The organism is Pedobacter sp. Leaf132, from assembly GCF_920984695.1.
GTDB lineage: Bacteria > Bacteroidota > Bacteroidia > Sphingobacteriales > Sphingobacteriaceae > Pedobacter.
Genome location: NZ_CAKLBO010000004.1, coordinates 46,375 through 64,196, shown reverse-complemented (window position 1 = coordinate 64,196; position 17,822 = coordinate 46,375). Strand labels below are relative to the sequence as shown.

Sequence of the window (17,822 nt, the reverse complement as noted above, 5' to 3'; positions counted from 1 at the left end):
TCTTCATTGCGAGGCACGAAGCAATCTTAAAACTATCGCTATTCAATTATCGCAATAAGATTGCTTCGTGCCTCGCAGTGACGGAGATTTTATAAACCTGATAGAAACGAAAATACTTTTTTAGTGGAACAAACCATAAAGATTGCCACTTGGTTCCTCCTCGCAATGACGATGTTGGGGCGCATGACAATGAGTTTAAAAAAGATCGAAGTGAATAGCAGGACTAACATTAAAAAGAACCAGAGAAACTGCTTTTCATATCTTGAATACGCTTAAAGTATTACAATTTAAATTCAATTAGTAGAATTAATTAAATCGAACCAAATGAACAAGAAAATAGCCATTATCGGGAGTGGAAATATTGGTTTATCTTTAGCAAAAGGCCTTGTAAAGGCTGATTTTGCCAAAGCTGCAGATATTACGCTAACCCGTAGAAATATTGACCATTTAAAATCTTTCGCTGATGCGGGCTTTGGTGTAAGCAATAATAATAAAGAAGCGGTTTCTGCTGCCGATGTTGTAATTCTTGCTGTTTTGCCCCAACAATTAAATACGGTTTTGGATGAAATTCAACCTTCTATAATTGCAGCCAAACATCTGGTTATTTCTGTAATTTCTGGTGTGAGTTGCGCTGCGGTTAGAGATAAATTAGGCGAAAACGTTGAGGTTGTTCGCGTAATGCCAAATACAGCTATTGCAATTGGCCAATCGATGACTTGTATGGCAAGTGATAATGCTTCGGCAGAAAATATTACGGATGTGACCAAAATGTTTGAGACGGTTGGCTCTGTCGTGAAAATAAATGAAGATTTGATGACTTCGGCTACGGCACTTTGTGCTTGCGGAATTGCTTTTTTCTTAAGAGCAATTAGGGCAGCATCGCAAGGTGGTGTAGAAATTGGTTTCCATGCAGATGAAGCGCTTAAAATGGCGGTGCAAACGGCAAAAGGCGCAGCCGATTTGCTTTTATTACACGGCACGCACCCGGAATCAGAAATAGATAAAGTAACTTCGCCGAAAGGTTGTACCATTGCCGGTTTAAACGAAATGGAGCACAATGGCTTTAGTTCATCATTGATAAAAGGTATTAAATTATCGGCGCTAAAAGCAGGAAATTTGTACACAAAAGAAAGCTAAGCTTAATGTAAAATGGTTAAGGTAAAATGGAAGATGTACCTGGCCAATAATTTAAAAAGTGCAAGTTTGAGATTAGTCTTGATACTTGATACTAACTACTCGATACTATGTTGTTAGAAAAAATACAAAAGGAAAGTCTGGATTTGTTGCGACAATTAATTCGCATTCAGTCGTTTAGCAAGGAAGAAGACAGAACTGCAAATTTAATTGCGCAGTTTTTAGAGGAGCGAGGTGTTAGCATTCATCGTAAAATGAACAATGTTTGGGCATATAATAAGCATTTTGACGCCAGCAAACCTACTTTATTGCTAAACTCACATCATGATACAGTGAAGCCCAATTCTGGTTACACCCGCGACCCTTATGATGCAGCAATAGAAGGCGATAAACTTTTCGGCTTAGGCAGTAACGATGCAGGCGGTTGTTTGGTTTCACTAATTGGCACGTTTTTGTACTATTTCGAGCAAGAAAACTTAAAATATAACATTTGTTTGGCCGCAACTGCGGAAGAAGAGATTTCTGGGAACAATGGTTTAGAATTGGTTTTGCCTGATTTGGGCGAACTTGAATTTGGGATTGTAGGCGAACCGACAGAAATGAATTTGGCTATTGCCGAACGTGGTTTGTTGGTTTTAGATTGTGTGGCTCATGGTAAAGCGGGTCATGCGGCTAGGGAAGAAGGCGAAAATGCTATTTACAAAGCTTTAGCAGATATTGAATGGTTTAGGAATTATCAATTTCCAAAAGTATCTGAGGTTTTTGGTCCGTTAAAAATGACTGTTACGATTATTAATGCAGGTTCGCAACATAATGTAGTGCCGGCAAATTGTACTTTCACGGTTGATGTTAGGGTAACTGATGCTTACACCAATGAACAAGTTTTGGAAATTATTCGAGCAAATGTAGGTTGCGATGTTACACCACGCTCTATCCGTTTGAAACCATCATCAATTGATAAAAATCATCCTGTAGTTCAGGCGGGTGTGGCTCTAGGTAAAACAACTTATGGTTCGCCAACAACATCAGACCAAGCTTTATTGGATATTCCATCGGTAAAATGTGGCCCGGGTTTTTCTGGCCGCTCACACATGGCTGATGAATTTTTATATGTTAGAGAGGTTGCAGAAGGTGTGGAAGGTTATGTAAATATGTTGAAACCAGTTATACTGTAATACGTCATTGCGAGGTACGAAGCAATCTTAAAGCACTCGTACTCGCAACGATAAACTTAATTTGAAAGAGGATTGTTTCGTGCCTCGCAATGACGAAGTTCGCTTTGCGGTTAAATTGAAGTTCTTATAATATTGCATATCTTTACTACATGAAAACTTATTCTAAGTTTATAGAAATTGATTCCAGCAAACGTTTTGGAAAACCTTGCATAAGAGGCACTAGAATTGCAGTTTATGATGTTTTAGGATGGTTAGCTAATGGAATGACCGTAGAGCAAATTCTTGTAGATTTTCCTGAAATAAGTGAGGAGGAAGTTTTATCATGTTTGGCTTATTCAGCAGATAGAGAGCATAAAATTAGAGTTGCCTAGTGAAATTGTTATTCGACCAAAATATTTCTTACAGAATTGTAAAACTTTTGGAAACCGAATTCTCGGACTGCAATCAAATCAGGCAGTTGAAATTAGAAAATAAATCTGACAAGGAAATCTGGACATTTGCTGGCCAAAATAAATTTATCGTGGCAATTTTCAATGCTGACTTTTATGAGTTTTCCAATCTATATGGACATCCTCCAAAAATAATTTGGCTGCGTTTTGGAAATAATACAACATCAGGAATCGCTGATGTTTTGATAAAGAAAAAGCAATTAATAAATGATTTTATGACGCAAGAGGAATTCTCTTGTTTAGAAATACAATGAAAACTTTATTGAGAGGTATGAAGCAATCTATTGCCTAGTACCTTGCAATAATAATTTGATTATAAACAGCTTAGCGCTCTTCGTGAAAAACTCAGCGCACTTTGAGGTTAAATAAAATGAAATGAAGATTTGGCAAAAAAATATTGATGTAAATAAATTCGTGGAAACCTTTACTGTTGGTAAAGACCGAGAATTGGATTTACAAATGGCAAAGTTTGATGTGTTAGGCTCATTGGCGCACACGCAAATGTTAGAAACCATTAGTTTGCTTACCGCGGATGAATTGGAAACTGTACAAAAGGAGCTTAAAAATATTTACGCTGAAATTGAGGCCGGCAACTTTACTATAGAAGATACCGTTGAAGATGTACACTCGCAGGTGGAGTGGCTGCTAACCCAACGTATTGGTGAGGCCGGTAAAAAAATTCATAGCGGTCGCTCGCGTAACGACCAGGTTTTGGTTGATTTAAAACTATTTTTTCGGGCTTGCATTGAAGATATGGTTAACCAAACATCAACTTTGTTTAATCAACTAATAGAGCTGAGCAATACGCATAAAGATAAATTGATGCCCGGTTACACGCATTTGCAAATTGCGATGCCATCATCATTTGGTTTATGGTTTGGCGCTTATGCAGAAAGCCTTGCCGATGATATGGAACTGATGTTAGCTGCCTGGAAAATCACCAATAAAAATCCATTAGGTTCTGCCGCAGGTTACGGTTCATCTTTTCCACTAAACAGAACTTTAACAACTGATTTATTGGGTTTTGAAAGCTTAAATTACAATGTAGTATATGCACAAATGGGTCGCGGTAAAACCGAAAGAATTTTAGCGCAAGCAATGAGCGCAGTTGCTGCAACTTTAGCTAAAATGGCAATGGATGTTTGCTTGTTCATCAACCAGAATTTTAGTTTCATTAGCTTTCCGGCAGAGTTAACTACGGGTTCTAGCATTATGCCACACAAAAAGAACCCTGATGTATTTGAGCTGATTCGTTCTCGTTGCAACAAAATTCAGGCTTTGCCAAATGAAATTGCCATGATGATTACCAATCTTCCATCGGGCTACCATCGCGATTTACAATTGCTAAAAGAAAACCTTTTCCCTGCAATAACTTCGTTAAACGAATGTTTGGAGATAGCTACATTTATGTTTCAAAACATTACCATTAAGGATGATATTTTAAAAGATAAAAAATACGATTATTTGTTTAGCGTAGAAGTGGTTAACGAATTGGCTTTACAAGGTGTTGCTTTCAGAGAGGCTTATAAAATAGTTGGCGAACAAATAGAAAATGGTACTTTTGCACCATCGAGCCAAATACATCATACACACGAAGGAAGCATCGGCAACCTTTGCAACGAACAAATTGCTGCTTCAATGCAATCGATTTTAAATCAATTTGGTTTTGATAAAGTGAATAAAGCAATAGAAGAGTTAATCCGTTAAGTCGTCATTGCGAGTTACGAAGCAATCTCTTGGTTTGAATTGCTTCTTGCCTCGCAATGACGTGTGTAGCGACAAAAAACATTATAATGAAAGTATCAAAATTAGCTGGAGCATTAATTGGCTCAGAGATTATAAAAATTGGTAACGAGGTTAACGATATGAAGCGCAAAGGTGCATCAATCGCTAACTTAACCATAGGCGATTTCGATTCAAATATCTACCCAATCCCAACAGAATTGAAAGCTGGAATAGTTGAAGCCTATAATGCAAATCAAACTAATTATCCGCCAGCTGATGGTGTTTTACAATTAAGAGAAACCGTTTCGGAATTATTAAAAGATAGGTTTGGTTTAGAATATAACACCAACAGTATTTTAGTTTCTGGTGGCTCTCGTCCGTTAATTTATGCGGCGTATTTAGCCGTAATTGACCCGGGAGATACTGTTGTTTTTCCGGCGCCATCATGGAATAACAATCATTATTGTCATTTAACTTCGGCTAAATCAATTGCTGTTGAAACCGATGCGGCGCATAACTTTATGCCAACTGCAGCGCAACTGAAACCACATTTAAAAGGTGCAACAATGTTGGCTTTATGTTCGCCATTAAACCCAACCGGAACAATGTTCGATGCGGAGTCTTTAGCTGAGATTTGCGATGTAATTTTAGAAGAAAATGCATCCCGCGGAGCGGATGAAAAACCATTGTACTTAATGTACGACCAGATTTATTCGCTTTTAACTTTTGGAAAAGAGCATGTAAACCCGGTTTCATTACGCCCGGCAATGCGTGAGTTTACTATTTTTGTTGATGGTACTTCGAAATGTTTAGCTGCAACTGGCGTACGTGTTGGTTGGGGTTTCGGTCCGGAAGATATCGTTAACAGAATGAAAGCTTTGGTTGGACACATGGGCGCCTGGGCACCAAAAGCCGAACAAGTTGCCATGTCAAATTACTTTAATGATAAAGCACTAGTAGATTCGTTCTTAACAAGCTTCAAAGCTCAAATTCAAGATAGTTTAAACGCACTTTACAATGGTTTTAACGAGTTGAAAAACGAAGGTTTTAATGTTGATGCGGTTGAGCCAATGGGCGCAATTTATTTAACCATTAAAATAGATTACATTGGTAAAACTACTGAAGACGGACAATTATTAAAAGATAGTGCAGATGTAAACTTCTATTTAATTAAAGAAGCCGGAGCTGCACTTGTTCCATTCTCTGCTTTCGGTAATGAACATAGTATGCCTTGGTTCAGAGCATCAGTTGGTGCATGTACCTTGCAAGATATTAAGGATATGTTACCGAGAATTAAAACGGCGCTTAACAAGTTGAAATAATTATATATTTTACAAAAAAACCGCTCAAAATATTTTTGAGCGGTTTTTTTATTGGAGTTTAATCAGTTAACTCTTAAACTCACTAGTTTTATGGAAATCGATATCAGGATAATCCTGTTTGGTTAGATTAATCATATAATCACTATCTGATAAATAAACCGGGTTTGCTTCTTTATCAAAACCAATATGTTGTTGCTTACGCTTCACAAATTCATCTAATTTTTTTCTGTCTGTTGATGTTACCCAGCTCGAGCGTGTGTAACTCAAGGTTCGGAAACGACATTTCGCACCATATTCATGCTCCAAACGGAAATTTATAACCTCAAACTGAAGTTCCCCAACCGCACCAATTACTTTTCTATTTCCGGGTTGCATTACAAATAATTGCGCCACACCTTCATCCGTTAATTGTTCAATACCTTTTTCTAATTGTTTGGTGCGCATTGGGTCCATATTTTCTACCTCTTTAAAAATAGATGGAGAGAAACTCGGAATACCTTTAAACTGCAATTTTTCGCCTTCGGTCAATGTATCGCCAATTTTAAAGTTGCCACTGTCATATAAACCAACCACGTCGCCTGGCCAAGCCTCTTCAACTATGCTTTTCTCGTTTGCCATAAAATCCATCGGATTCGAAAATTTTAATTTCTTATCCTGACGGGTATGATAGTAAAATTTATTACGCTCAAATTTACCCGAGCAAATACGTAAAAAAGCAATTCTATCGCGGTGTTTTGGGTCTAAATTGGCGTGAATTTTGAAAACGAAACCACTAAAGTTTTTCTCTTCTACCAACACATCACGTTCTTCGGCTTCGCGGTGGCGTGGCGATGGCGCAATATCAATAAACGTATCTAAAAGCTCTTTTATGCCGAAATTATTAATCGCACTGCCAAAAAATACAGGGGCTACTAAGCCTTCGGTATATAAATCTTTTTCAATTTTACCATAAATTCCATCTACCAGTTCAACATCATCTTTTAAGGTGTTAATTTCATTTTCTTTTAAATAATTTAATAACGATGGGTCGTTTAAATCATTTGCAGCCACAACCGAATCGGTTACTTTGGTTTTATCAGAATTAAATAAATTTAAATGTTTGTTGTAAATGCTATAAACACCTTTAAATGTATGTCCTTGCCCAATTGGCCAAGAAAGTGGGCACAAACTAATATTTAACTTTTCTTCAATTTCATCTAATAAATCGTAGGCTTCTTTACCCTCACGGTCCATTTTATTTACGAAAATGATTACCGGTGTGTTACGCATACGGCAAACCGACATCAGTTTTTCGGTCTGTTCCTCTACACCTTTAACACAATCCACAACCAAAATAACACTATCCACAGCCGATAAAGTTCGGTAAGTATCTTCGGCGAAATCCTTGTGACCAGGCGTATCCAAAATATTAATTCGCTTGCCGCTATATTCAAAACCCATAACCGAAGTTGCAACCGAGATACCACGTTGTTTCTCAATTTCCATAAAATCGGATGTATTGCTCTGATTTGCCTTGTTACGTTTTACCGCTCCAGCCGTATTAATTGCACCACCAAAAAGCAGAAATTTCTCTGTTAAAGTGGTTTTTCCCGCATCGGGGTGACTAATAATGGCAAAGGTTTTGCGTTTTTCTATTTCAGGGTTAAGCATAATAAAATTTTTGGGTACAATGGCGATGAAACCTTGTTAAAGGAATTTAACAGCGATAAGATTTGAATAATGTTGTTTCACCAGGCTGCAAAGATAAGAAAATTGGTTAACTGTTTTTACCGCTTAATTGTTTAATTGAAAACCCAGTAGCTAATCATTTTTTGTAAAGCAATTGCAGTAATTCTTAGGTTAAATCTGCCCCGCTTTTGTTACAATCTTTTTGTCATTGTCAATCTGAGCTTGTCGAAGATCTGCACCAAAAAGGATTTCTACGTCAATCGGTTTTAATTAACTCAAAATCTGCTAATAAACACCGTTTTGCTGTGCCAAACCAAAGCCACTTCTCAAAAAATCCTTTTGGGCATTTTTATCCCATAACAATTTATTAGTATGGTTTAAATGAATGAATTTAATTTTCGATTTCACACTTGCAGGTTCATCCTTAAATATTTTTATGGTTTCTGTAACCAGAGGATGCGGCACCTCGCTTATTGGTCTATTGCCAAGTTCTTCGGCATTGTAAAAAGTAGCATCTAAAAAGGCAAAATCTACATTTTTCACCCGCTCAACAATACTTTCATTCCATTTAGACCATTTATCAATATCAGGTATAAAAAGATATTTTTTAATTTGCGTAGCAATTTCAAAGCCAGCGGTTTCTGAGTATTCATCACGATGTGGAACTGTGAAAGCCGTTACTTTATTTTCGCCCAGCTCAAAAGGTTTATCATTCTCTAAAACTGTAATTTTAATATTTTGTAATGTCACCAATTGATTCCACGGTCCATTATCCTCCAAAAAGGATTTTAATTTGGGCAATACATAAATGTTCAGGCTTTTGGTATTCATCACCTCCCGGCCAAATTCCATCAAACCTGTATAATGACCGATGTGTGCATGTGTGATGAAAATACCATCTGGCAAATAGGGGTATAAATTTTTTGTTTGCTTTCTAAAATTCTGCAATTGCTTCTTTATATCGGGTGTAGCATCAAACAAATACCATCTTTTTGTTTTCGGGTCAACGAGCGCTAATGAAGCGACAGCCTTTTGCGTTTCAGGATTTTTCCATGCATTGGTACAACAAATTTTGTTACATCCCATGTGTGGAAAGCCGCCATCTTGTGCAACGCCTAAAACTAAAACGAAAGCTTTGTTGTCCGTTTGTGTAAATCCGTTTAATGAGGATAACAAAATCAATAAAAATGATATTCTAAATGGCATATTTATAATTTAAATGCTCACGAAATTAGCAAGTAATACGTTACTTTGCTAAATATTGGCTAATTTTAAAATTATCCCGCCATATTATTTACACAAGTTTTTTAAAAGAAATGCCAGAATTAGAGGAAACTTCTATGCCAGCAGAAATTGCTGCAAAATTTGTTAATTACACTTCAAAACATGTCTTTTTAACGGGGAAAGCCGGTACTGGTAAAACCACTTTTTTGCGCAAATTAATTCAGCTCACGCATAAAAAAGCAATGATTTGTGCGCCAACCGGCATTGCAGCAATTAATGCAGCTGGTGTTACCATTCACTCCCTTTTTCAGTTGCCCTTCGGGGCGTTTTTTCCGGATGCGGCCTCCAGTATTATCAACCAAAACATCACATTTAACTTTAATACGCCTAAAACAATTGTTAAGCATTTAAATATGCAAGGCAACAAACGGCGCATGATTCAAGAGTTGGAATTGCTTGTAATTGATGAAGTAAGTATGCTTCGAGCGGATATGCTCGATGCGATTGATTTTTCTTTACGTTACATCCGCAGAAACAGAAACGTACCGTTTGGCGGTGTTCAGCTGCTTTTTATTGGCGATTTACATCAGTTGCCACCAGTGGTAAAAAACGATGAATGGCGGGCAATGGCTGCTTTTTATAAAAGCATTTACTTTTTTGATGCCTTGGCTTTGCAAAATAACCCACCAATTTATATTGAGCTGGATAAAATTTATCGCCAGGATGATGCTGTGTTTATCGATTTGTTAAACAATTTAAGAAATAATAAAATCACTTCTGAAGACACAGCATTACTTCGGCAGCACTTCAGGCAAGATTTTAAGCCTGCAGCGGATGAAAATTACATTACTTTAACTACCCATAACAATAAAGCTGATGCCATTAACAGAGAAAGGCTGACTCAGTTAAAAACTAAATCTTACTTTTTTGAAGCAAAGATTACAGGCGAATTTAGCGAATATGCCTACCCAAACGAGAAAAGTTTAGAGCTTAAAGTTGGGGCGCAGGTTATGTTCATTAAAAACGATATGACTGCCGAAAAGCGTTATTACAATGGTAAAATAGGCGTTGTTCATAACATTGAAAAAGATACTATTGAAATTGAACTTCCGGATGAGCGAACTGTAATTTCCATTTCGCCATACACCTGGGAAAACGTTAAATACAAATTAAACGAAGCTACAAACGAGATTGCAGAAAATGTTGCCGGCTCATTTGTACAATATCCTATAAAATTAGCCTGGGCAATTACAGTCCATAAAAGTCAGGGTTTAACTTTTGATAAAGCGATTATTGATATTGGCGATGCCTTCGCCCCCGGGCAAGCATACGTAGCGCTTTCGCGTTTACGCTCGCTTAAAGGTTTAGTTTTAACTTCGCATTTGCGTGAAACTGGTTTGCAGCAAGACCAAAACATTCATTATTTCTCAAGCACTAAACAACCTGCTGAAGTTTTAACGCAGCAAATTAGTGTAGAGAGTTATGATTTTATCAAAACCTATTTACTTGCGGCTTTTGATTTGAATTTGGTTCGTTATTACCTTAAAGAACATGTACAAACTTTTGATAAGGGAGAAAAATCTACCAAACAACATTATGATGATTGGACGATGGAATTGTACCGCGATTTTCAGAAAATTACCGCAACCGCAGATACTTTCATAAACCAATTAAAAGGTTTGTTTACCACACAAACCGAGCATACATTGTTTAATGTTTCAAAAAGGGTGGATGCTGCGTTGAAATATTTTAATCCATTAATTAAAGAAGTTTCTGATAGACTACTGACGCATATTGAAGCCATAAAGGCAGAAAAACAGATTAAAACCTATTTAACTGAATTACTTGAACTAGAGATTTTAGTTTATGAACAGTTAAAGAAAATGCACAAAAGCAAAGCTTTATTGCAAGCCATGATTGATGGAAAAGAGTTTAGCAAAGCAGATACAGATGCGCTTTTAAATACTTCTGAGCGTGAAAAACAGTTGCAGAAGGCTATCCAGCTAAAAGGAGAAACCTTAAAAGTAAAATCTGCAGTTGAAAAAAAGAAGAAAGAACCAAAGGTTGATACTAAGCTTGTTAGTTTTGAACTCTATGAGCAAGGAAAAACGTTAGCAGAAATTGCTAAGGAGCGAGGCTTTAGTGTTACAACTATCGAAGGTCATTTAGCGTATTATGTTTCTACTCAGCAAATTGATGTTAAGAAATTAGTTAAACCAAACAAAATCAGAAATATAAGTGATGCCGTTGAAAGCCAGAAAACTAAATCAATGGCCGTAATTCGAGAGTTTTTAGGTAAGGATTATTCTTTTGGAGAGATAAAACTAGTGTTAGCTTCATTGTTTCCAACAGAGGAATAGTTTTTGTTTAACCGCAAAGAACGCAAAGAGAAAAACACGAAGAACGCTAGAGCTATTTCAGAATATGGAAGAAAATGAATTATCTAGAATTGTTATCGGCTTAGCAATTGAAGTACATACTGCGCTTGGTCCGGGATTATTAGAAAGCGCTTATAAAGAATGTCTATATTATAAAATTGCTAAAGCTGGTTTATTTGTTGAAAAGGAAAAAGCTATGCCTTTAATTTATGAGGATGTAAGACTTGATTGTGGGTACAGAATCGATATTTTAGTAGAAAGAAAATTCGTTTTGGAGTTGAAAAGTTGTGAAGCACTCAATGATATACACTTGGCTCAAGTACTAACTTATATGAAACTGGGGAATTATAAATTAGGATTATTGATGAATTTTAATGTAATCAGGTTAAAAGATGGTTTGAGAAGAATCGTAAATGGCTTATAAATCTTTCTTTTCTTTGCGGAAAACTTTGCGAACTTTGCGGTTAAATGGAGAAAGTTAATGTTTTAGCACAATATATGCCTGCCCAGGCTGCGCCTTTAATTGCTAAATGGATAGATTATTTTCAATGTGAATTCAAAATTTCTAAAACACGTTCTACCAAATTAGGTGATTACCGCCATCCATATCAAGGTAAAGGTCATAGAATTTCAGTTAATTTTAACTTAAATAATTACGCTTTTTTAGTAACCACCGTGCATGAATTTGCACATCTTTTAACCTGGAACGATTATAAAAATAAAGTAAAGCCTCATGGTGCAGAATGGAAGAAAAACTTTCAGCGAATGATGGTTCCTTTTTTCAAAATGAATATTTTTCCGCAGGATATACACAAGGCTATTGATAATTACATGTCTAATCCGGCAGCATCAAGTTGTTCTGATTTACACTTGTCGCGGGCACTAAAAAAATACGATTCTGATAAAACTGAAACTTTACATTTAGAGCAATTACCCATTAACACCGTTTTTAAAATTAAAGATGGAAGGCGTTTTACCAAAGGCGAACGCATCAGGAAACGTTATCGTTGTATTTGTTTAGATGATAAACGGGTATATCTGTTTAATCCGCTAGCAGAGGTTTTTGTTGTATAGTATTAATGTTTGTCATTGCAAAGCACAGCCTGCCCCGACGATCGGGCAAGCAATCTAATTTCCTTAATATCTTTGCGACCATTGGAGGATTGCTCCGTGTCTCGCAATGACGAGATTTTGGTGCTAAAAACTAATCAACCAAAAAACCGAATGTATCGCCATCAAACAAACCTTTATCACTCAATTTTAAATGCGGAATAACCAGCAATGCCATAAAAGAAAGCGTCATAAAGGGTGCGACTAATGTAGAGCCTAGTTCTTTAGCAAATTTATCAATAGAAGTGTATCGATCTGCAACTTCGTAACCGTTATGGTTGCTCATTAAACCCGCCACAGGTAAAGGCAAAACTTCTTCTCTACCATTCCCTATCGCTACAACTCCGCCGGTTTCGTTTATAACCAGATTAACAGCATCGCAAATGCTTTTATCATCTACACCAACTGCAATAATATTATGACTATCATGGGCCACGCTCGATGCAATTGCACCACTTTTCATTCCGAAATTTTTAACAAATGATACTGCAACGGGCGCATCGTGATAACGGTTGACTACAATCATTTTTAAAACATCATTATCCAAATCACTAATGATGTTTCCATTATCAACCTTTGGTGCAAAAAACAATTTATTGGTAATGAGTTGCCCATCTAATGCTTCAATTACAGGAATTTCCTTTTGGTTTTGGTAAGGATAGATAAAGTCTTCTACTTTTTTAAGGCTGCATTCGAAATGATTTACGGAGGATCTATCGTCAACAGTTTTGACCCAATCGCCAACCATTTTACCATTTTCGGCTAGTAAAACGCCATCAATATAAGTTTGCTTTATGTTGAAGTTTACCAAATCTTCAGCAATGATAAAGTCTGCGTAATCGCCAATTTCCAGTGCGCCAACATCTAATTTATAATGAAGTATTGGGTTGATACAAGCTGCCTGCAAAATATTAAAAATGTCTATTCCTTTAACCACCGCTCTTGCGCATAGCGAATTTATATGATTTTCAACCAAACTATCAGGATGTTTATCGTCACTGCAAAACATCATCATTTGCGGCCAATCGTTCATTAAATCAATCAAAGCTTCAAAATTTTTAGCAGCGCTGCCTTCGCGAATAAGAATTTTCATGCCACATTGAAGTTTATCCAAAGCTTCTTCGGCAGTAAAACACTCATGGTCGGTAGAAATTCCTGCATCAATATATTGCTGAACGGCATCGCCTCGTAAGCCCGGTGCGTGACCATCAACTGGTTTACCCAATTCATGTGCAGCAGCAATCTTTTTTAATACTTCTTCGTCGCTATTAAGCACACCCGGGAAATTCATCATTTCGCTCAAGTATTTCACTTCAGGTCTTTCTAAAAGCGCTTTAACAGCTTCATGATTTAACTCAGCCCCCGCAGTTTCAAAAATCGTAGCCGGCACACAACTTGGTGCACCAAAATTAAATTTAAACGGAACGGTATTGCCGTTTTCAATCATAAATTCTACACCTTGCATACCGCAAACATTAGCAATTTCGTGTGGATCGCTGATGGTTGCAACGGTGCCATGCACAACAGCTAACCTGGCAAATTCGCTTGGAATGAGCATGCTGCTCTCAATATGAACGTGGCTATCAATAAATCCCGGAAGGACAAAATGTGTGTTATCTTTTGCTTCGGAAATATTATTTATTGATTTTATCTTTCCGTTTTCTACCTCTACTTCGCCAAAGAAAATATTTCGCTTTGTGATGTCAACTATATTTCCTTCGACTTTAAAATTGCTCATTTCTGTTATAAATTATTTGAAGTTGTGATGATTTTAGGATTGACCTTTGTAAGTTCTATAACAAAGCGTTCAACTTCTTTGGGGCTTATGTAAATTTCATTCCATTTATTATATTTTATAATAATTCCGTTGCATGCCAAAGCCGGTTTAAAACCTACAAAACTCTTTGTATTTAATTGTAATTCCCTAATCTCATCAATTTTTATTTGTCCAAAAAAAGGACCAGACCTATACTTTAAAACCTTATTTTGAATGGTATATTTTGTATCAAACAATAACCATAAGAGTAAAGTACCAACCAACGTTGATATGATAAATGTATATAAAATTGAGAAACCATCGGTACATCTTATCAAAGTATAAATCGATACGCTGATTAATAACAAGATTGTTATTACTACGATAATAAGGTAAAATAAGTCGACCTTACTTTTGAATGTCATATTAGTATACAAGCAATTTTTCAACGGTTTCTGCCAATCTTGCCTTTGCCAAAAATTCATCCTCCAACGCTTTATTCATCGGGATTGCAGTATCTAAACTTGCACAACGCATTACTGGCGCATCCAAGTCCTGAAAACAATGTTCGCCAATCCATGCTGAAATTTCTGCCCCAAAGCCATTGGTAAGTGTATCTTCATGTAATATTAAAACCCTTCCGGTTGCTTTTACTGCTGCTCGAACGGTTTCTTTATCCCAAGGTTGTAACGTACGTAAATCAATTAATTCTGCATCACTTTGTGGATTGTTTTTTAAATAATCTAACGCCCAATGAACCCCTAAACCATAAGTAATGATTACGAATTTATTTCCTTTGTTTAAGGTTACTGCTTTGCCAATTTTGGTGATGTAATAACCATCAGGAATAGGAGTGGATAAGCTTCTGTATAGATATTTATGTTCAAAATACAATACCGGATTTGGGTCTTCAATTGCAGCCAAAAGTAAACCTTTAGCATCTTCAGGAAATGCCGGATAAACAATTTTCAAACCTGGTGTTTTGGTAAACCAAGCTTCGTTACTTTGTGAGTGAAACGGACCAGCGCCAGTTCCTGCGCCCGTAGGCATACGTACAACAACATCGGCCTTTTCGCCCCAACGATAATGCGTTTTAGCCAAATTATTTACAATCTGATTAAAACCAACCGTTACAAAATCTGCAAACTGCATTTCTACAACGGCTTTGTAACCATTAATGGATAAGCCTAAACCTGCACCAACAATTGCAGATTCGCAAATTGGCGTATTCCGAACCCTGCCTTTACCATATTTGCTTGTAAAACCATCCGTAATTTTAAATGCGCCACCATAATCGGCAATGTCTTGCCCCATTAAAACTAAATTTGGGTATTTCTGCATGGCCAAATCCAAAGCATCAGTTATGGCATCTAAATATCTTTTTTCTGTTGATGATTGATTTGCATGAACCACGTTTTGCTCGTGAGGATAATACATATCGTTTTCCTCTCGAACGGAATCAACCTCTGGCTCAGGTTCCTCAAAAGCTTCCTCAACTTCTAACTCAATGTCTTTTTTAAATCTTGCTCTGATATCGATAATTGAGTCAATAGTCAAAATTCCTTCTTCAATTAAATAAGCTTCGTAGTTGCTTAACGGGTCTTTCTTTTCCCATTCATCAAATAATTCCTGCGGAACATATTTTGTGCCCGATGCTTCCTCGTGGCCTCGCATCCTAAAAGTTAAACATTCTAATAAAACCGGGCGGGGATTTTGGCGGATATCTTTTGCGATTCTGTCTATAGTATGATAAACTTCAAGGATGTTATTTCCATCAATCTGAATACCCTCTATACCATAACCAATCGCTTTATCAACTAAATTTTTACATCGAAATTGTTCAGATTTTGGGGTAGATAAACCGTAGCCATTATTTTCGATAAGAAAAATTACAGGTAAATTCCATACAGCAGCAACGTTAACTGCTTCATGAAAATCGCCTTCACTGGTGGCACCTTCTCCAGTATACACCAAAGTTGCCTTTTGCTTCTTTGCTAAAACATCAGCCAATGCAATGCCATCAGCCAATGCCATCTGCGGACCGAGATGAGATATCATCCCAATAATTTTATAGTCTTGCGTTCCAAAATGAAAGGATCGGTCGCGGCCTTTGGTAAAACCGCTAGCCTTTCCTTGCCATTGCGCCATTAATTTTTTTAGGGAAATATCGCGAGAAGTAAAAACACCTAAATTACGATGCATAGGCAAAATGTATTCATCGCTCTGCATGGCTAGAGTCGAACCAACGGCAATTGCTTCCTGCCCAATACCTGAAAACCATTTTCCAATTCTACCTTGACGCAAAAGTTTTAACATTTTATCCTCAACCATGCGAGGATAAAGCAATCTTTTATATAAATTCAGTAAGAATGAGTCGGCTTTATCAGCTCGGTTAAATTGCATATTTGGTTAGATGGATTGTATCAGATATCAAATCATTTTTGTTTATTCAAGTATTAAAGACATCATAAGCCGAGCATGATTTGTTAATTCTCCTTACCTTTCTTCAAATCATCCCATTGTTTTGAAAAGGATTTATCAGCAACCTTTGGCAACTCGCGATATTTACCCCAGCTTTTTTTGAAGAATGTTTTTAGCATAAAGTTTTTAAATTTTCCGCCAAATAAATCCATCAGTTTTCGCTTTTGCATCATGCGGTTAAACATTCCCCAACCTATTTCTTCTACTTTCTTGTTCTCGTGTGAGGTTGCCGCATCTCTGCGATTAAGTAACAGCATTTTGTGGATATCGATTTTAACAGGGCATACCTCCGTACATTTTCCGCATAAACTGGAAGCGTAGCTTAAATGTTTAAACTCTTCCATTCCTTTTAAATGCGGGGTAATTACCGAACCAATTGGTCCGCTATAAGTGGTATTGTAGGTATGGCCGCCAATATTTTTATAAACCGGACAAGCGTTTAAGCAAGCTCCACAACGAATGCAATATAAACCTTGACGCTGGTCTTTTTGAGCCAATAAATTGGTACGCCCATTATCTAAAAGGATAACATACATTTCTTCCGGTCCATCGGTTTCATTTGGTTGCCGTGGACCGCTCAAAATGGTATTGTAAACTGTTAAATTTTGACCAGTTCCGTGTGATGCCAATAAAGGCCAAAACAAATCTAAATCAGCAATTGAAGGAATAATTTTCTCTATACCTACGATTGCGATGTGGATTTTTGGAAAGGTTGTACTTAATCTGGCATTACCTTCATTTTCTGTAATGGCAATGCTTCCGGTATCCGCAATTAAAAAGTTTCCGCCACTTATTCCAATATCAGCATTTAAATATTTATCACGAAGCAATTCTCTTGCTTTTTGTACCAATTGCGGCGGTGTGGCATCAAGCGGCGTTCCGAATTTATCGTGAAACAATTGCGCAATGTCTGTAGCGCTTAGGTGCATTGCAGGAGTAACAATGTGGTAGGGCGCTTGCCCTAGTAGCTGAACAATATATTCACCTAAATCACTTTCTAAAGATTCTATTTGATTGCTTTCCAAAAAATCATTTAAATGGATTTCTTCCGTAGTCATCGATTTTGATTTGATAACCGTTTTACCATTGTTTCTTTTAATGATATTCAGAATTTCCTGCTGCGCTTCTGCTGCATCGTTTGCCCAAATCACTTTTCCACCTCGACGCTGAAAATTGGATTCAAATTCTGGTAAGAATTTGTCCAAATTTTCCATCACCCGCCATTTTGTAACATGTGCTTTCTTTTTTGATGCTTCGAGATTTTCGAATTTTGATAAGCCACGCTCAACAGCCGTATTGTACTTACCAATGTTATAATTTATGGTTTTACGATGCGGTAAATCGAAAGCTTTCTCATCAGACTTCTCTAAAAATTCCTCGGCAGTTTTGATCATACTTCA

15 protein-coding genes are annotated in these 17,822 nt (G+C 36.9%); 9 read left to right on the top strand and 6 right to left on the bottom strand.

What is annotated here, in order from left to right; translation table 11 throughout:
* Window positions 1–324: 324 nt before the first annotated feature.
* The 6 genes from proC (at window position 325) to LUA86_RS09445 (ending at window position 5,805) form a co-directional block, all read left to right on the top strand.
* The gene (gene proC / locus LUA86_RS09470; RefSeq protein ID WP_231460383.1) at window positions 325–1,137 is read left to right on the top strand and encodes a pyrroline-5-carboxylate reductase; all 813 of its coding nucleotides are present in this window, start codon (window positions 325–327) and stop codon (window positions 1,135–1,137) included.
* A 107-nt stretch (window positions 1,138–1,244) separates the two neighbouring features.
* Window positions 1,245–2,309, top strand: a complete 1,065-nt coding sequence (locus tag LUA86_RS09465) for a M20 family metallo-hydrolase (RefSeq protein ID WP_231460382.1) — start codon at window positions 1,245–1,247, stop codon at window positions 2,307–2,309.
* A gap of 149 nt (window positions 2,310–2,458) precedes the next feature.
* Complete coding sequence (locus LUA86_RS09460) at window positions 2,459–2,680, top strand: DUF433 domain-containing protein (RefSeq protein WP_231460381.1); 222 nt, start codon at window positions 2,459–2,461, stop codon at window positions 2,678–2,680.
* Entirely contained in the window at window positions 2,680–3,012 is a 333-nt protein-coding gene (locus tag LUA86_RS09455) for a DUF5615 family PIN-like protein (protein ID WP_231460380.1), read from the top strand. Before LUA86_RS09460 ends, LUA86_RS09455 begins: the two co-directional genes overlap by 1 nt.
* A 121-nt stretch (window positions 3,013–3,133) precedes the next feature.
* Window positions 3,134–4,465 (top strand): argininosuccinate lyase, encoded by a 1,332-nt coding sequence (gene argH, locus LUA86_RS09450; protein ID WP_231460379.1) that lies wholly within the window; start codon window positions 3,134–3,136, stop codon window positions 4,463–4,465.
* Window positions 4,466–4,551: 86 nt separating this feature from the next.
* Window positions 4,552–5,805, top strand: coding sequence for a pyridoxal phosphate-dependent aminotransferase (locus LUA86_RS09445; RefSeq protein ID WP_231460378.1), 1,254 nt, complete (start codon window positions 4,552–4,554; stop codon window positions 5,803–5,805).
* 66 nt (window positions 5,806–5,871) lie between these two features.
* Here LUA86_RS09445 and LUA86_RS09440 read toward each other — a convergent pair whose 3' ends face one another.
* Window positions 5,872–7,455: a peptide chain release factor 3 gene (locus LUA86_RS09440; protein ID WP_231460377.1), complete on the bottom strand. Its 1,584-nt coding sequence runs from the start codon at window positions 7,453–7,455 to the stop codon at window positions 5,872–5,874.
* A 303-nt stretch (window positions 7,456–7,758) separates the two neighbouring features.
* On the bottom strand, window positions 7,759–8,679 hold the full coding sequence (locus tag LUA86_RS09435) for an MBL fold metallo-hydrolase (RefSeq protein WP_231460376.1): 921 nt from the start codon (window positions 8,677–8,679) through the stop codon (window positions 7,759–7,761).
* A gap of 110 nt (window positions 8,680–8,789) precedes the next feature.
* On the opposite strand from LUA86_RS09435, the gene LUA86_RS19280 reads away from it, so the two are divergent.
* The 3 genes from LUA86_RS19280 (at window position 8,790) to LUA86_RS09410 (ending at window position 12,149) form a co-directional block, all read left to right on the top strand.
* On the top strand, window positions 8,790–11,057 hold the full coding sequence (locus LUA86_RS19280; protein WP_304622661.1) for a helix-turn-helix domain-containing protein: 2,268 nt from the start codon (window positions 8,790–8,792) through the stop codon (window positions 11,055–11,057).
* Window positions 11,058–11,121: 64 nt separating this feature from the next.
* Window positions 11,122–11,499: a GxxExxY protein gene (locus LUA86_RS09415; protein WP_231460375.1), complete on the top strand. Its 378-nt coding sequence runs from the start codon at window positions 11,122–11,124 to the stop codon at window positions 11,497–11,499.
* 44 nt (window positions 11,500–11,543) lie between these two features.
* On the top strand, window positions 11,544–12,149 hold the full coding sequence (locus tag LUA86_RS09410) for a SprT-like domain-containing protein (protein WP_231460374.1): 606 nt from the start codon (window positions 11,544–11,546) through the stop codon (window positions 12,147–12,149).
* A 130-nt stretch (window positions 12,150–12,279) separates the two neighbouring features.
* Here the strand turns inward: LUA86_RS09410 and ade are convergent, their stop codons facing one another.
* The 4 genes from ade to LUA86_RS09390 form a co-directional block, all read right to left on the bottom strand.
* Window positions 12,280–13,923 (bottom strand): adenine deaminase, encoded by a 1,644-nt coding sequence (ade, locus tag LUA86_RS09405; RefSeq protein ID WP_231460373.1) that lies wholly within the window; start codon window positions 13,921–13,923, stop codon window positions 12,280–12,282.
* A gap of 5 nt (window positions 13,924–13,928) precedes the next feature.
* On the bottom strand, window positions 13,929–14,198 hold the full coding sequence (locus LUA86_RS09400) for a PH domain-containing protein (RefSeq protein WP_231460372.1): 270 nt from the start codon (window positions 14,196–14,198) through the stop codon (window positions 13,929–13,931).
* 169 nt (window positions 14,199–14,367) lie between these two features.
* Window positions 14,368–16,344 (bottom strand): thiamine pyrophosphate-dependent enzyme, encoded by a 1,977-nt coding sequence (locus LUA86_RS09395; protein WP_231460371.1) that lies wholly within the window; start codon window positions 16,342–16,344, stop codon window positions 14,368–14,370.
* A gap of 83 nt (window positions 16,345–16,427) precedes the next feature.
* Window positions 16,428–17,816, bottom strand: a complete 1,389-nt coding sequence (locus LUA86_RS09390; RefSeq protein ID WP_231460370.1) for a LutB/LldF family L-lactate oxidation iron-sulfur protein — start codon at window positions 17,814–17,816, stop codon at window positions 16,428–16,430.
* Window positions 17,817–17,822 lie beyond the last annotated feature (6 nt).

Excerpts from the sequence above, each read along its gene's own strand:
- proC (WP_231460383.1), top strand. The coding sequence starts at position 325 with ATGAACAAGAAAATAGCCATTATCGGGAGTGGAAATATTGGTTTATCT.
- LUA86_RS09465 (WP_231460382.1), top strand. The coding sequence starts at position 1,245 with ATGTTGTTAGAAAAAATACAAAAGGAAAGTCTGGATTTGTTGCGACAA.
- LUA86_RS09460 (WP_231460381.1), top strand. The coding sequence starts at position 2,459 with ATGAAAACTTATTCTAAGTTTATAGAAATTGATTCCAGCAAACGTTTT.
- argH (WP_231460379.1), top strand. The coding sequence starts at position 3,134 with ATGAAGATTTGGCAAAAAAATATTGATGTAAATAAATTCGTGGAAACC.
- LUA86_RS09445 (WP_231460378.1), top strand. The coding sequence starts at position 4,552 with ATGAAAGTATCAAAATTAGCTGGAGCATTAATTGGCTCAGAGATTATA.
- LUA86_RS09440 (WP_231460377.1), bottom strand. The coding sequence starts at position 7,455 with ATGCTTAACCCTGAAATAGAAAAACGCAAAACCTTTGCCATTATTAGT.
- LUA86_RS09435 (WP_231460376.1), bottom strand. The coding sequence starts at position 8,679 with ATGCCATTTAGAATATCATTTTTATTGATTTTGTTATCCTCATTAAAC.
- LUA86_RS19280 (WP_304622661.1), top strand. The coding sequence starts at position 8,790 with ATGCCAGAATTAGAGGAAACTTCTATGCCAGCAGAAATTGCTGCAAAA.
- LUA86_RS09415 (WP_231460375.1), top strand. The coding sequence starts at position 11,122 with ATGGAAGAAAATGAATTATCTAGAATTGTTATCGGCTTAGCAATTGAA.
- LUA86_RS09410 (WP_231460374.1), top strand. The coding sequence starts at position 11,544 with ATGGAGAAAGTTAATGTTTTAGCACAATATATGCCTGCCCAGGCTGCG.
- ade (WP_231460373.1), bottom strand. The coding sequence starts at position 13,923 with ATGAGCAATTTTAAAGTCGAAGGAAATATAGTTGACATCACAAAGCGA.
- LUA86_RS09395 (WP_231460371.1), bottom strand. The coding sequence starts at position 16,344 with ATGCAATTTAACCGAGCTGATAAAGCCGACTCATTCTTACTGAATTTA.
- LUA86_RS09390 (WP_231460370.1), bottom strand. The coding sequence starts at position 17,816 with ATGATCAAAACTGCCGAGGAATTTTTAGAGAAGTCTGATGAGAAAGCT.